The sequence below is a fragment of the Microtetraspora glauca genome, assembly GCF_040656155.1.
Lineage (GTDB): Bacteria > Actinomycetota > Actinomycetes > Streptosporangiales > Streptosporangiaceae > Microtetraspora > Microtetraspora glauca.
Genome location: NZ_JBFALK010000021.1, coordinates 185,381 through 198,751, shown reverse-complemented (window position 1 = coordinate 198,751; position 13,371 = coordinate 185,381). Strand labels below are relative to the sequence as shown.

At 69.9% G+C, this 13,371-nt stretch carries 11 protein-coding genes; 2 read left to right on the top strand and 9 right to left on the bottom strand.

The genetic code is table 11. The features are described 5' to 3' along the window. The first annotated feature begins 187 nt into the window (after positions 1–187). A complete protein-coding gene (locus AB0I59_RS32675; RefSeq protein WP_061261005.1) occupies positions 188–1,174 on the top strand; it encodes an NAD-dependent epimerase/dehydratase family protein in 987 nt (328 codons plus the stop codon). A gap of 74 nt (positions 1,175–1,248) precedes the next feature. Here the strand turns inward: AB0I59_RS32675 and AB0I59_RS32670 are convergent, their stop codons facing one another. The 9 genes from AB0I59_RS32670 to AB0I59_RS32630 all read right to left on the bottom strand — a co-directional run bounded on the left by AB0I59_RS32670 (position 1,249) and on the right by AB0I59_RS32630 (position 10,847). Then, a complete protein-coding gene (locus tag AB0I59_RS32670; protein ID WP_358139004.1) occupies positions 1,249–3,063 on the bottom strand; it encodes a glycoside hydrolase family 15 protein in 1,815 nt (604 codons plus the stop codon). Between the two features lie 69 nt (positions 3,064–3,132). Continuing rightward, positions 3,133–3,684: a hypothetical protein gene (locus AB0I59_RS32665; protein WP_063818995.1), complete on the bottom strand. Its 552-nt coding sequence runs from the start codon at positions 3,682–3,684 to the stop codon at positions 3,133–3,135. A 5-nt stretch (positions 3,685–3,689) separates the two neighbouring features. After that, positions 3,690–5,039 (bottom strand): molybdopterin-dependent oxidoreductase, encoded by a 1,350-nt coding sequence (locus tag AB0I59_RS32660; protein WP_358139002.1) that lies wholly within the window; start codon positions 5,037–5,039, stop codon positions 3,690–3,692. Between the two features lie 91 nt (positions 5,040–5,130). Further along, positions 5,131–6,627 (bottom strand): glycosyltransferase family 39 protein, encoded by a 1,497-nt coding sequence (locus tag AB0I59_RS32655; protein WP_358139000.1) that lies wholly within the window; start codon positions 6,625–6,627, stop codon positions 5,131–5,133. 47 nt (positions 6,628–6,674) lie between these two features. Then, positions 6,675–7,337, bottom strand: a complete 663-nt coding sequence (locus AB0I59_RS32650; RefSeq protein WP_358138998.1) for a TIGR04282 family arsenosugar biosynthesis glycosyltransferase — start codon at positions 7,335–7,337, stop codon at positions 6,675–6,677. Beyond that, positions 7,334–7,984 carry a glycosyltransferase family 2 protein gene (locus AB0I59_RS32645; protein WP_358138996.1) on the bottom strand — a complete coding sequence of 217 codons (651 nt, stop codon included), beginning with the start codon at positions 7,982–7,984 and terminating at the stop codon, positions 7,334–7,336. Before AB0I59_RS32645 ends, AB0I59_RS32650 begins: the two co-directional genes overlap by 4 nt. 114 nt (positions 7,985–8,098) lie before the next feature. Further along, positions 8,099–8,524: an SDR family NAD(P)-dependent oxidoreductase gene (locus AB0I59_RS32640; protein WP_358138994.1), complete on the bottom strand. Its 426-nt coding sequence runs from the start codon at positions 8,522–8,524 to the stop codon at positions 8,099–8,101. Between the two features lie 493 nt (positions 8,525–9,017). Beyond that, entirely contained in the window at positions 9,018–9,953 is a 936-nt protein-coding gene (locus tag AB0I59_RS32635; RefSeq protein WP_358138992.1) for an SDR family NAD(P)-dependent oxidoreductase, read from the bottom strand. 489 nt (positions 9,954–10,442) lie between these two features. Continuing rightward, the gene (locus AB0I59_RS32630) at positions 10,443–10,847 is read right to left on the bottom strand and encodes a DUF6221 family protein (protein WP_358138990.1); all 405 of its coding nucleotides are present in this window, start codon (positions 10,845–10,847) and stop codon (positions 10,443–10,445) included. 570 nt (positions 10,848–11,417) lie between these two features. Here AB0I59_RS32630 and AB0I59_RS32625 point away from each other — a divergent pair. Continuing rightward, positions 11,418–13,370 carry an ABC1 kinase family protein gene (locus AB0I59_RS32625; RefSeq protein ID WP_061261023.1) on the top strand — a complete coding sequence of 651 codons (1,953 nt, stop codon included), beginning with the start codon at positions 11,418–11,420 and terminating at the stop codon, positions 13,368–13,370. The last annotated feature ends 1 nt before the right edge of the window (position 13,371 follow it).

Genomic DNA, 13,371 nt, shown 5'->3' with positions numbered 1-13,371 from the left:
GCGAACCCGTTCAGCCACACGCAGAGTGTGAAGCGATCACGCCGACCGTGGTGGGACCTTGATCGGCGTGTCACCACGAAACAGGGCAAACCCAGACTGATGCGGCACTAGGTTCCATAGTCGACTTTCAACTCGCCCTGGCGGAAGGGGCACTGCCGTGGGGGAAATCGGCGGTTAGTCTCGGCAGGTGAGGGTGCTGATCACGGGCGCGGCCGGATTCATCGGAAGCCACATCGCCGAGACCCTGGAAACCGCCGGCCACGACATATCCGGCGTTGACCTGCGAAACGGGAGCGACATCCGGGACGCGGGTGTGCTGGACCGCTCACTGGAGGGCGTGGACGTGGTCGTACACCAGGCGGCCAAGGTCGGGATCGGCGTGGACGTGGCGGACATGCCCGGCTACGTCGCCGTCAACGCGTACGGCACCGCCGTGCTGCTGGCCGCGATGGCCCGATGCCGCGTCGCGAGACTGGTCCTGGCTTCATCGATGGTCGTCTACGGCGAGGGCGCCTACGACTGCGCCGCACACGGCAGGGTGCGGCCAGGCCCGCGCGTCGTGACCGACCTGTCCACCGGGTTCTTCGAGCCGCGCTGCCCATACTGCGCGGCCGGGCTCACCCCCGCCGAAATCGGCGAGGACGCGCCCACGGACCCGCGCAGCGCGTACGCGACCACCAAACTCGCCCAGGAGCACCTCGCCGCGAACTGGGCGCGCGAGACCGGTGGCACGGCGGTCGCCCTGCGTTACCACAACGTGTACGGCCCGCGGATGCCCAGGGACACGCCGTACTCCGGGGTGGCTGCGATCTTCCGCTCGGCGCTGGAGGCGGGCAGGTCACCGACGGTGTTCGAGGATGGCGGGCAACGGCGCGACTTCGTACACGTGCGAGACGTCGCCCGCGCGAACGCCGTCGCACTCGACGCCGGGGTGCCGGGCGCGCTGACCGTGTACAACATCGCCAGCGGCGAGCCGCACACCGTCGGCGAGTTGGCCGCCGCGCTCGCAACCGAGTGCGGCGGCCCGGAGCCGGTGATCACGGGCGAGTACCGCCTGGGCGACGTGCGGCACATCGTGGCCTCACCGGACAGGGCGGCGGGGGAGCTCGGGTTCCGCGCGCGGATCGGCTTCGCGGACGGCATGAGGGAGCTTGCCACCGCGCCGTTTGGATGAAGCCGCCGGGATGAGGCCACCCCGCCGCCGCGCTGCCACCGCCCGAGGTATCTACCCGAGGTCGCTGCCCCGGATCACTGCCCCGGTCGCGACCCGCCGTCGCGGATCGCTCGGGCGGCATTGATCAGACCGATGTGGCTGAACGCCTGGGGGAAGTTCCCGATCGGCTCCCCGGTGGCCATGTCCACCTCCTCGGCCAGCAGGCCGACGTCGTTGGCGTACGAGGCGGCCGTACGGAACACCTGCTCGCCCCGTCCGGTCTCGCCCGTGAGGGCCAGCGCGTGGGCCAGCCAGAAGGTGCACAGCAGGAACGATCCCTCCTCGCCGCCGAGCCTGTCACGGGTGCGATAACGCAGGACCAGGCCACGCCTGTCGGTCAGCCGTGTCGCGACGGCGTCCACGGTCGCCCGCACGCGCGGGTCGTCGCCGGGCAGGAACCCCACGATGGGGAGCATCAGCGCCGACGCGTCCAGGCCCTTTCCGTCGAATACCTGGGTGAACGCGCCCGTTTCCTCGCTCCAGCCACGGGTGAGGATCGCGGCGCGGATCCGATCCCTGGTGCGTTTCCAACGGGGGACCTGGTCGGTGGCCTGCAGGGTGGAGGCCAGGGCGACGGCCCGGTCCAGCGCGACCCAGCACATCAGCTTGGAATGCAGAAAATGCCGGCTCGGGCCGCGCATCTCCCAGATGCCCTGGTCGGGTTCCTGCCAGCGGCGGGCCGCCGATTCGGCCGCGCTGACCAGAAAGGCGCGGGTAACCGGGTCGAACCGGCCGCAGGAAAGCTCGTGGGCCGCGTAGAGCAGCTCGCCGTAGACATCGAGCTGACGCTGGCGCCAGGCGTCGTTGCCGACCCGGACCGGCGCGCTGCCGCGCCAGCCGGTCAGGTGGGGCAGTGACCGCTCGCTCAGGTCGTGCTCGCCGCCGACGCCGTACATGATCGGCAGGTCCGTATCGTGGTCCAGCAGGCCGGCCGCGGCACCGGCGAGGAAGGAGAAGAACGCGGTCTCCTCCTTCTCGCATGCGGCGGTGGCGAGCGCCTGCAGGGTGAGGCTGGCATCCCGTATCCAGGTGTAGCGGTAGTCCCAGTTCCGCTCGCCGCCGACGCATTCGGGCAGCGAGGTGGTCGCGGCGGCGACGATGGCGCCGGTGGGAGCGAACGTCAGCGCGCGCAGCACCCGCCCGCTGTGGCCCACCTGCTCCTGCCACGGGCCCTGGTAACGGGAGTGCATCCGGGACCAGGAGCGCCAGGCCGCGGCGGTGTCCCCGATCCGGCGGTGGACGCGCCACGGGTGCCAGCACTGCGGTTCAGGCTCCCAAGCGGGACCGGTGTGCAGGCAGAGGCAGAGGCGTTGACCGGCGCGCAGCGTGACCGTCGCGCGTGCGGTGGCGTCGCGCACCCGCAGCTCAACCGGGCACGACAAGGTGACCGTCTGGGCCCCGCCGTGCGCCACCAGCCCGCCGCGAACCGGTTCCATCAGGGGCCGGATGAGTCCGAACTCGGGTCGTGGAGCGAAGTCCATGGCGATCGGTACGTGTCCTTCGACGCAGGTCATCTCACGCATGAGCGCGCCTGGAGAGGCCGCGCCGAGCGCGTGGCCGCGTTCCCGGCGGCCCAGCGCGAGCGCGTCGCGGAGCACCGCTGTCCCGGTGCCGGTACGGAAGGTCGTCTCGATCACCAGGGTGTCCTCCAGGTATCTGCGGGTGATCTCGGCTGGGCAGGCCGGACCGATGGACCAGTACCCGGCGTTCTCGTCAAGCAGCCGGGCGAAGAGCGCCGGGCTGTCGAAGCGGGGAGAGCACAGCCAGTCGACCGAACCGGCCGAGGAGACCAGGGCCGCGGACCGGCAGTCCGACAACAATGCGTAGTCGCTGATCGCTCGCGTACTCAACAGGCACCTCGTCAGAGTTGATCAGAGCGAGTCCGAGCGGATTCGGTATGAATTGGCATGTATAGCTGGTTAATGCCCGATTTTGGGTGGATTTCCCGGTCGCGACGCTCGCCTTGTCCTTTCCCGCGCTGCCCTCTGCCGCCGCAGTCTTATCGCGTAGGCCAGCGCCGATCCAGCGAAGAGCACCCCGGTCACGAGAAGCCATCGCCCCAGGTACGGGGTCGTGTCCAGCGCAACCGACGCCCGGTACGTGCGCTCGGAAAGGCGGAACACGAGGGGGAACCAGATGAGCAGCAGCAGCGCGGACAGGCCGACCGGCACCCGCACGTAGTTGATCCACGAGGCCCGGTGGGCGGCTTCCGCCGGGGGCCGGGGACGACGCCACGGCCGCCACTGCACGGCGATGTCGGCGACGGTGTAGAGGGGATAGAGCAGGAGGTCGTGGATGACGGCCGCGCCGACGAACCAGACGACGAACCCCACCCAGACGCCGGCCAGAACGACCCGGCTCGCGGCGTAGCCGGCCAGCGTGAAGCAGGCGAGCAGGACGAGCAGGTGCAGCGGGTCGGCGCCGTAGCGGCCGGCGAGCCACCGCCGCAGGGTACGCACCCGGGAGGCCATCGCCGTCACCCGGTCGGGGGCCGGAAGCTGAGCCTGCGCACCCACTTGGTGTTGTGCACGCCGGGCGCGTTCGGGACGATGATCCGGGCCGGATAGCCGTGGTCGAAGGAGAGATCCGCGCCGTTGACCCGCAACGCCAGCAGGGAGCGGGGGTCGGCCACCTGCCGGGCGCTCAGCGACGCCTCGGAGAAGGCGCCCCCGCGTTCCAGTGACTCGACGTAGACCTCGGCCAGGCCGGGGACCATCCCCGCCAGGCGGGCGAGATCGGCCAGGCGCACGCCCGTCCAGGTTTGCTGGGTCGACCAGCCTTCCACGCATGCGATGGGCAGCGCGTAGGTGTACAGCGGCAGCGCCAGCAGATCCGCGCGGGACAGCCGCGTCAGGTGGGTCCCGGCCAGCTCCAGCCGCCAGCCAGGCCCGGCGCCGGCCGGGTCGACGCCCATGGCCGCCGCGGACTTGTTCACCTGGAAGTCGTTCGGCCCCGGGCCGTACACGCGTCCGTGCGGGGACAGCAGGGCGGTGCGGCGCAGCGGCCCGTCCAGAGTCTGCCCGACAGACAGGCCGAAGATCAGCAGAGAGCCGCCGCCGACGAAGCCGAGCAGGCCGCGCCGGGAGACGCTGGGCTCGGCGGGGCGGGTGGCCACCAGGCCGCCGGGGTCGGGCGGCTCCGGCCGGGTGCCGTCCAGGCCGGTACGGAGCTCCCCGCGCAGGCTCCGTGACCGCAGCGCGCGGACCATCCGCGGCAGTTTGACGGCGACGTGGACGGCGAACGCCGCGATGAAGATCCACGCGCCGTAGAGATGCGCCGGATAGAACGAGAACGGGAACACGGTGTAGAAGAGCTGGATGTTGAGGACGCCGGTGGCGAACTCGAACACCGCGCCGCCGACGAGGAGCAGCAGGCTGGCCCGTTCAATCGCGTCCGCCACGGAGCGGGCCGGCGGCCAGGTGAACAGCTTGGGGATGACCGACCACAGCTTGGCCAGCAGCACCGGTATGAGCGTGAGCCCGAGGATGACGTGCGCGCCCTGCATGACCCGATACAGCCACGCGGGCCAGGTCGGCCAGTCGAAGAAATAGAAGCCGAGCAGCCCTCTCTCCGGTGTCGTGTCGTTGCCGGGCAGCCACGGGTTGTACGCGGCGTACGACAGCAGCCCGGTGATCGCGATGATCGGAATGCCGGCGAGCAGGACGAGGCCGAACACGGAGGTCAGCCAGGGGCCGCGCAGCGGGCTTCGCCAGAAGTCCGGCCGGAACGGGCCGGGCGGCGGATGCGCCCGCAGCCAGGAGCCGATACTCCCCGGGGCGGACCCGCCACCGTCCCGACCACGCTGTGCTCCCGGCTTTTCTGGCACCGGATCACCCCGCAATCGGCGCCTCGCGGGTGTTCGCCGCACAGGCGCCGTTCTGTCAGAAATGTCTATTTCACGCATTGTAGCAGCGCGATTACTTTCCGAGGTCACGGCTGAGCCGGTCGAAGGCCACGGCACACGATCCCCGGTCGACGGGCAGCCACAGCACCGACGGCCGTACCCGCGGCCCGGTGACCGGGCGGAACGCCCGCCACGGGACGCCCGCGAGCAGCGTCCCCGGACAACGGCGATAGGCGCGGGCCAGGCCGGGCGGAAAACGGTCGAGGTCGCCGGGCTGCTCGACGACGATCGCGGCGAACCGCCGCTCGGCGACCGCCCGGTCGAGGTCGCGTTCCAGCGACGCCTGTGCGGTACGGCTCGTGCCGCGCTGGATGTCGTACACGGCCGCCCGATGGGCCACTGGCGGCAACCCCGCGGCGACGGCGAGGCCAGGGTCGGAGAAGATCGCCACCGGTCCGCCGAAGCCGCGCAACCACGTGACGAGTCCGTCGCCCACGCGCCGGTCGGCGGCGGTGGGGACCGCCCGGCCCGGAGCGAACGTCGTCGCGGCCAGGAACGCGATCTGCGCGAGGACCAGCGCGCCCGCCGTGGCGCCGCGCCACCCCGCACGGGAACCGCCCATCGCGACACCGGCGAGCAACACGACCGCCACGAAGGCGGGGAGCATGTTGTTGGCCGCGCCGCCCGTGTGCAGCAGCCCCGCGTAGCTCTCCACCGCCAGGGCGAGGCAGCCCACGGCGAGCACCGGCGTGACCCTCCCCGCCGCGAGCAGCGCCGCCCCGAGCGCGACACCCATGACCGGGAGCAGGTACCAGGTCCAGAACCCCGCCCATGCCTCAGGCTCCAAGGGGTGCTCGCCCAGCAACCGGAAGACGTAGAACACGTACCAACCTCGGCTCGCTACGCCCCAGATCAGCGTGGTCAGGCCCACCGCGACCGCGAAGGTCCCGGCCGTGATCGTTGCGAGTCGGCGCGCGGCACCGAACAGCAGGACCGCGACGATCGCCACCGCTTCGGCGAGCGCGGTCTGCTTGGTGAGGAACGCCGCGGCGAGCAGCAGGCCCGCCGCCACCGCGCCACGCGGCCGGCGCATCCATCGCGCGGCGTACAGCCCGGCGAGGCCGAAGGTGAGAAACAGGGAGTCCACCCGGGCGAGGTCGAACCACGTGTCGGCCGCGAAGTAGGTCGCTGCGTACAGGCCCGCCGCCGCGACCCCCGCGGCCAGGTCTCCGGTCTCCCGCTGGACCAGCCGGGCCAGCAGTGCGAAGGAGGCCAGTGCGGCGAGCAGCGACACCAGCCGGAGCGGCACGTAGGACACCCCGAGGAGACCGGCCGGTCCCGCCGACACGACGAAGTACAGCGGAGGGTAGCCGTCCGGCACGTAGCCGATCGTGGGAGCGGAGTAAAGCGGCCGGCCGCTGAGCAACCTCCCCACCTCGACCAGGGAGTTGCCCTCCAGCCACTCCAGGGCGTACGGGTGGCCCAGGCGGCGCGCGGCGGTCCACAGGAACACACCGATCGCCGCGAGCCCTGCCATCGCGGCGAGCACCCGCGCAACCCAAGCGACCATGTCCCCGGCGTACGGACGGCGTGCGCACGGCGCGCGGGCGCCCGATTTCACGGGCGGTCACCCCGTCCCGTGGCGATCCGGTCGGCGCAGGCGGCGAAACGGGTCCCGGGGGCGAGGGCGGCGACCGCGGCGACGTCCCCGGCGGTGTCGACGTCACGCAGGACCGGCAACCGGGCCACCTGTAGGCCCGCCTCGCGTAACCGCAGGAGCTGGGCGGCGCCGGTGTCCGGCGTTGATACAGGGATGCCGCGAAGGAGATCAGGATCGGGGTCGCGCAGGCCGAGCGCCCAGAACCCACCGTCCGCGGCAGGGCCGAACCACGCGTCGACGCCCTCCCAGCCGACGGCGAGCAGATCGGGCACCACCTGCGGGGTGTCCATGCCGATCAACAACGAGGGCCCGCATACCGAGGCGAACGCCGAGGCCAGCCGCTCGTCCAGGCCGCCTTCACACTGCTGCAACACCTCGAACCCCTCCGGCAGCCACGGCCCCGCTGCCCCGTCCAGCACCAGCACGCGGCGGCACGCGGGAGCCGCGAGCACCGCCGCCAGTGTGTCGGACAGCGCCGCCTCGGCGAGCAGCGCGGCCTGCTCGAAGGTGTACGGCGGCACCAGCCGGGTCTTGACCCGGCCGGGCAGCGGTTCCTTGGCAATGACCAGCAAGGTCGTGCCGGGCCCGCCCCCGATGCCCCCGGTATCCCCCGCCTTCAACGGGCAAGCACCTTCCTCATGTCACGTACCGCCTGCCAGTAGCCGCGCGGCGTACCGGTGACCTTCGAGCGGCCGATGCGCGGCCGGTAGTCCACATCGGCCTCTCTCACCCGCCAACCGGCGTCGGCGGCGCGCACCAGCATCTCCAGCGCGTAGCCGCAGCGCTGGTCGGTCAGGTCCAGAGCGAGGAGATCCGTGCGCCGGGCCGCCCGCATCGGCCCGAGGTCGCGTACGCGGATCCCGGTGCGGCGCCGTACGCGCCGGGCGAGCTCCCGGTTGGCCAGCCGCACGGGCAGGGGCCAGATGCCCTGGGTGACGGGCCGGCGGCGTCCGAGCACCAGGTCGGCGTCGCCGTGCAGGACCGGCCCAGCGACCAGGGGAAGCTGCTGTGGGTCAAGGGTGGCGTCGCAGTCGCAGAAGCAGACCACGTCCGTGGTGGCCGTGCGCAGTCCCTGCGCGCAGGCCGCGCCGAAGCCGCGCCGGGGCTCGGCCACCACCACTGCGCCGAGCGACGAGGCGATCTCCGCCGAGCCGTCGGCCGAGCCGTTGTCCACCACGATCGCTCGGAAGCCTTGCGGGAGGCGGCCGAGCACCCAGGGCAGCGCTTCGGCTTCGTCCAGGCAAGGCAAGATGACGTCTACGCTCATATGGCCTGCTCCCCTCTGACGAGGAGCGGAAGACGCCCGGCCGCGTGTCCCTGACCCCCCATCAGGGCTGGTCGCACCGGTTCGCGCGACCCCCGGTCAAGCATCACCACCCTCTCACGGGGGTACCCGGAAATCATGATGAAATGGGGCACCGGATGCGTCAGGTGACGAGGAGTCCGCCGTCGACGAACAAGTCGTGGGCGTTGACGCCGGTGTTTCGGTGTAGCCCACCAGCTTGATGGTGACGGCCTTGATGGCCTCGGCGATATCGAACTCCGCAAGGGAGTTGACGCCCTGTGCGATGGCGCTGATCACCAGGTTGTCGACCTCGCGCACATCGACGAGGGCAGCGGCGATCGTCTCGGGCCGCGACAGGTCAACGGCCATACCGCGGGTCGTGCCGCCGATTTCGGTGGCGACGGTGTCGGCCTGCGCCGTGGTGCGGCTGGTGATGATGACGGTGTCGCCGCGGTCGGCGAATCGCTGCGCTACGGCGCGGCCCAGCCCGCTGCTTCCTCCGACAACGATCGAGGTGGTCACGATCCTGTGGTCCCTTCAGGCCGACAGGCAGCTGATACGGCCGGTAGAGAGCCGGGCTCCCCGATCGGCAGACCGAGACCCACCTTCATGACGATCCCCCTGTTCTGTCGCCTACTCGACATCGCGACCGAGGGGATCGACCACTTTAGGTGCGGCATCACTCCCCCGCCGCACAAGCTCGCCCACTGGCGCGCGATCGATCCGCTGGGCAGGCACCCCGGGGCGGGTATGAACGGTGACGGTTCCGAGCCCGAACCGGATGCCGCCAGGGGCCATACGCGATTCACGCCCGCAGGACGCAGTGCGAAGGGGTGAACGGGTGACCGATGAGCGGGGCCTCATAGATCACGGTGCCAGCGTAGGACCGTGTCCGGGCGGACCCAGCATCGTGAAGTACCGCAGCTTGCCTATCGGCAGACGGTTGAGCAGTCCCGCGAGGAGAAATCGGTTGTCTGGCGCAAAGGCGGGCTTGGCCGCATCACTTTGCGAAGGGTTAGCCGGTGGGAAAGAGGGGCCATCCGGCCGTGAGGCCGCCGTCCAGGATGATGGTCTGCCCGGTGAGGTAGGAGGCTTTGTCGGAGCCGATGTAGAGCACGGCCGCGGCCATCTCCTCCGGGGTGCCGGGGCGGTGCATGGGCAGGACGGAGTTGACGGCGTCGCGTACATCGTCGCTGGCGGTGAACCTCTCGTACATTGCGGTCTGGGTGAAGCCGGGGGCGATGGCGTTGACGCGGATGCCGTGGGCGGCGCCTTCGAGTGCCGCCGCCCTGGTGATGCCGATGACGGCGTGCTTGCTGCCGACGTAGAGGGTGGAGTTGGGGTAGCCCATCAGCCCGAAGGTGGAGCTGACGTTGATGATGCTTCCACCGCCCTGAGGTCGCATGGCGCGGAACTCGTGTTTCATACTCAGCAAAGTGCCCAGGACGTTGGTGTCGAAGGTGGCCGCGTAGCTTTCGTCGGTGACATCCGTGACGGGTCCCGGTGTGCCCGCCGTGCCGGCGTTGTTGAAGGCGATGTCCAGGTGGCTGAAGCGTTCAACGGTGCGATCGATGAGATCGGCCATGTCCTCGTCGCGGCGCACGTCGGCACGGACGAACGCGACCTGCGCGCCGAGTTCGCTGAGTTCATCGACGAGCTCGACGCCGACGTCCTCGTGCCGACCGGAGACGACGAGATTCGCGCCCTCGCGGGCATAGGCGACGGCAACGGCGCGACCGATGCCGGTGAGCGCGCCAGTAACGAGAACCACGGGAGTGGACATGATCAGTCCTCTTGGATCAGGCTGGGACAGCCAGACCGCATAGCTCGGTTCCTGACACCCCACCTTCCCCGTTCTCCGTCCCACAACCTCGGCCGCGACGATGGTCGCCCGGCAAGGCAGGCCCGCTGGGATTCCAGCGCGCCTGCCTTGCGTCTCGGTGTCGATCAAGGGTCGGGGACGACGGCCAACCTTGCGGGCGGCAGACCCGTACGGCGTGCAAGACGGCCGATGGTTGCTCGTTGGCCGCTCTTGGGCACGGACCCGGGCACGCGGTAGATCGTTTAGGTGGCCTTCGTCAGGTCAGACCTCGAAGACGATCAAGAGAAGGCCACGTACGAACACCCCTCAGGCGCGAAGCTTCAGGCTCCACCCTGTTGATGACCAAGAACGCTCCTCCTGCCCTCGGCCGACTCGGGGCGAAAACTCGCGCCGCCTAACCAGCAGACGAACACTCCGCTGGTTGGACCACTTCACCAGCAAACCCGCGCAGGACCTCCGCGATGTTCCGCGGGGCCTGCGCGCTGCGTCCCCTCCGACGACCGATCTGCCGATGTGAATGGACGACAACCACGACTCCCCTGACGCCGGACGGCGATGGCCCGACCACGGACAGCGTCACCGAGGATGGCCCATCCAGAGGCAACCCAGATCGGGCGCTCAGTCCCGCCACTCAGGGCGGTAGTCCGAATGCCAGCCATAGGCGGCGGCCTCCAAACGAAGGAGATGCTCGGCCTGCGCATGCTCCCCCACATCCACCCAACTCCCATAGACGACATGAGCCAGGTACGTGAGACGCTCCCGCTTGGCGGCCAGATCGTTGAGAACCCGAGCCGGGTCGTTGTGCACGATGTGCCGCTCACAGCGCACGTTCACGGTTGCCGCGACCTGCGGCTGCTCACAGTCACGCACCTCCATGTACGCACGGCCGTACACGCCCGGCCGGGCGAAGGACACCGGATCATCCGCCCTACGCGAGGAGAACCAATGGCCCGGCTCGCACCGGCCGGCGATCTCCTCGGCCTCGGCGATACGAGCACGCAGGAACGCGATCAGGTCATCCATCGGGACTCGACCCTCATCACTCGGTAAGAGCAGGTGAGTTCCCATCATGACGCCGCACCGCGCCGGCACCGACGACAGCGAGCAGCAGATCACCCTCCGCGAGGAGATTCCTCCTCTTCCTGAGTACGTTCTTCCGCCCCTGCCCGGCGAAGTAGCCAGAAGTACTCACCCGGACCGCGGCTCGCCGTGGCGAGGGTGTCTTCGAAGTACTCCCCGGCAGCGGACACAATGCCATTGACGGCCACTTCGTCCCCTTCGTGTTGATCTGAGCGAATCGAATGATTACGGAGTGGCCGTCTGTTGTCACATGGATCTCACCCGTGCCAGCGCCGGGCCTAGATCACCCGCACACCATCTCCCTGGACGTGAACTCCCAACTCTGCCTCTTCCCGCCTCTGCCTCGCCTCTCTTACCCGCCTTCCTCCGCCTCTGCCTCTCTGGCCTTGCCCGCCTCCTTGGGCGGCGGACATCATCATCGGTCGTGAAGACCGGCGGTGCAGCGCACGTCAGGCTCTGTGAGCGAGCATGGGATGATCAAAACCGCCCATGCTTCCTTCCGCTGAGGCCGTTATGGACATCCCCCTCACCCTGACCCTCTCGTTCGGCATCCTCGTGATGATCATCGCGCTGGCCGTCGCGGCCAGACGGCTCCTTGGCGTCAGGTTCGGCGCCATCCGCACCGCTCTGGCCGCGATCATGGCGTTCGCCCTGGCCGAGCCGCTGCTGTCGCCCGTCCTGATGTCGTTCAAGAGCACCGACATGCAGAAAGACCCCGGCCTCGGCCCACTTTGGGTGCTCGTGCTCGTGGTCATGTGCATCGTGCTGATCCCCATGGTCATCCTGGTGGTCGCCGAGGCGCTCGTGCCGCCGGGATCCATCCCCGGGCCGATCGAGTTCGCCCGCTCGCTGCGCGGCCGGATCTCCAGAGCCCGCCGTTACTCCCAGATCACCCGCATCGCCTTCCGGCACGGCCTCGGGCCGTACCTGCGCGGCCGCGGCGACCGTCTCGAAGACCGGGGCGGCAGGGTACGGCTCGCGCGGGCGCTGCGCGGCGCCCTCGACGAGGGCGGCGTCACGTTCGTGAAACTCGGCCAGGTGCTGTCCACCCGCCGGGACCTGCTGCCCACCGAATTCGTCGACGAGCTCCGCAAGCTCCAGGACCACGTCGCCCCAGTGCCCTGGGATCAGATCGAGCAGGTCCTCGTCGCCGAACTCGGCGGTCCCGTCGACGAGACCTTCGCCGAGTTCACCCGTCACCCGCTGGCCGCCGCCTCCATCGCCCAGGCCTACACCGCCCGCCTGCACACCGGCGAGAGCGTCGTCGTCAAGGTCCAACGCCCCGCCATCCGCTCCGTCGTCGCCCGCGACCTCGACATCGTCGCCAGGCTCGCCCACACCCTGGAGACCAAGTCCCGCTGGGGCCGCACACTCGGCGTGCGCGACCTGGCCGAGGGCTTCGCCGTCGCCATCCGTGAAGAGCTCGACTTCAGGATCGAGGCCGGGAACATGGCCGCCGTCGCCGCCTCCGGAGGCGGCAGCGTCACCTACCCGTCCCCGTACGCCGAGCTGTGCACCGAACGCGTCCTCGTCATGCAGCGCCTGACCGGTGGCCCGCTGTCCGGCGCCACCCGCGAGCAGGGGCCCGAACTGGCCCGTACGCTGCTCGACTGCCTGCTACGGCAGATCCTGCTCGAAGGCGTCTTCCACGCCGACCCGCACCCCGGCAACATCATGCTGCTCAGCGACGGCACCCTCGGCCTCCTCGACTTCGGCTCCGTCGGCCGGCTCGACAGTTCCGTACGCGCCGCCCTGCAGCGCTTCCTGATCGCGATGAACCGTCAGGACCCGCTCGGTGTCACCGACGCGCTCCTGGAGATCGTCCCCAGGCCGGAGGAGATCGACGAGGCGGCGCTGGAACGGGCGATGGGCCAGTTCATGGCCAGACATCTGGCACCGGGTACGGGGAGCATGCTGATGTTCACCGACCTGTTCAAGATCGTCACAGAGTATGGCCTGTCCATCCCGCCCGAGGTCGCGGCCGTCTTCCGGGCGTTGGCCACTCTCGAAGGCACCCTTGTGGCCCTCGCGCCCGGCTTCAACCTCATCGACGAGGCTCGTTCGTTCGCCGGCGGATATCTGGCCGAGCAACTCGACACCACGTCGGTGAAGGACGCCGTCACCCACGAGATCGCCGCCTTGCTGCCGATGCTGCGACGGCTGCCCCGGCGTATCGAGCGGATCGCCAGTGCGGCCGAGCACGGGCGCTTCTCGATGAACGTACGGCTGCTCGCGGACGAACGGGATCGGCAGTTCATCACCGGCCTGCTGCATCAGGTGCTGCTGACGGTGCTGGGAGCCACTGCGGGGATCATGGGCGTCGTTCTGCTGGGGACGGATGGCGGCCCTCGGGTGATGCCAGGGGTCATCAGCCTGTACGAGCTCATAGGGTTCAACCTGATCGTCATCAGCTCAATCCTGGTGCTGCGCGTCCTCATCGGGATCTTCCGCCGAGATCGCGCCTGAC

Coding starts and splice junctions, on each gene's coding strand:
- AB0I59_RS32665 (WP_063818995.1), bottom strand. CDS start 3,684: ATGGCCTCCCGGGTGCGTACCCTGCGGCGGTGGCTCGCCGGCCGCTAC.
- AB0I59_RS32655 (WP_358139000.1), bottom strand. CDS start 6,627: ATGGTCGCTTGGGTTGCGCGGGTGCTCGCCGCGATGGCAGGGCTCGCG.
- AB0I59_RS32645 (WP_358138996.1), bottom strand. CDS start 7,984: ATGAGCGTAGACGTCATCTTGCCTTGCCTGGACGAAGCCGAAGCGCTG.
- AB0I59_RS32630 (WP_358138990.1), bottom strand. CDS start 10,847: ATGGATGACCTGATCGCGTTCCTGCGTGCTCGTATCGCCGAGGCCGAG.
- AB0I59_RS32625 (WP_061261023.1), top strand. CDS start 11,418: ATGGACATCCCCCTCACCCTGACCCTCTCGTTCGGCATCCTCGTGATG.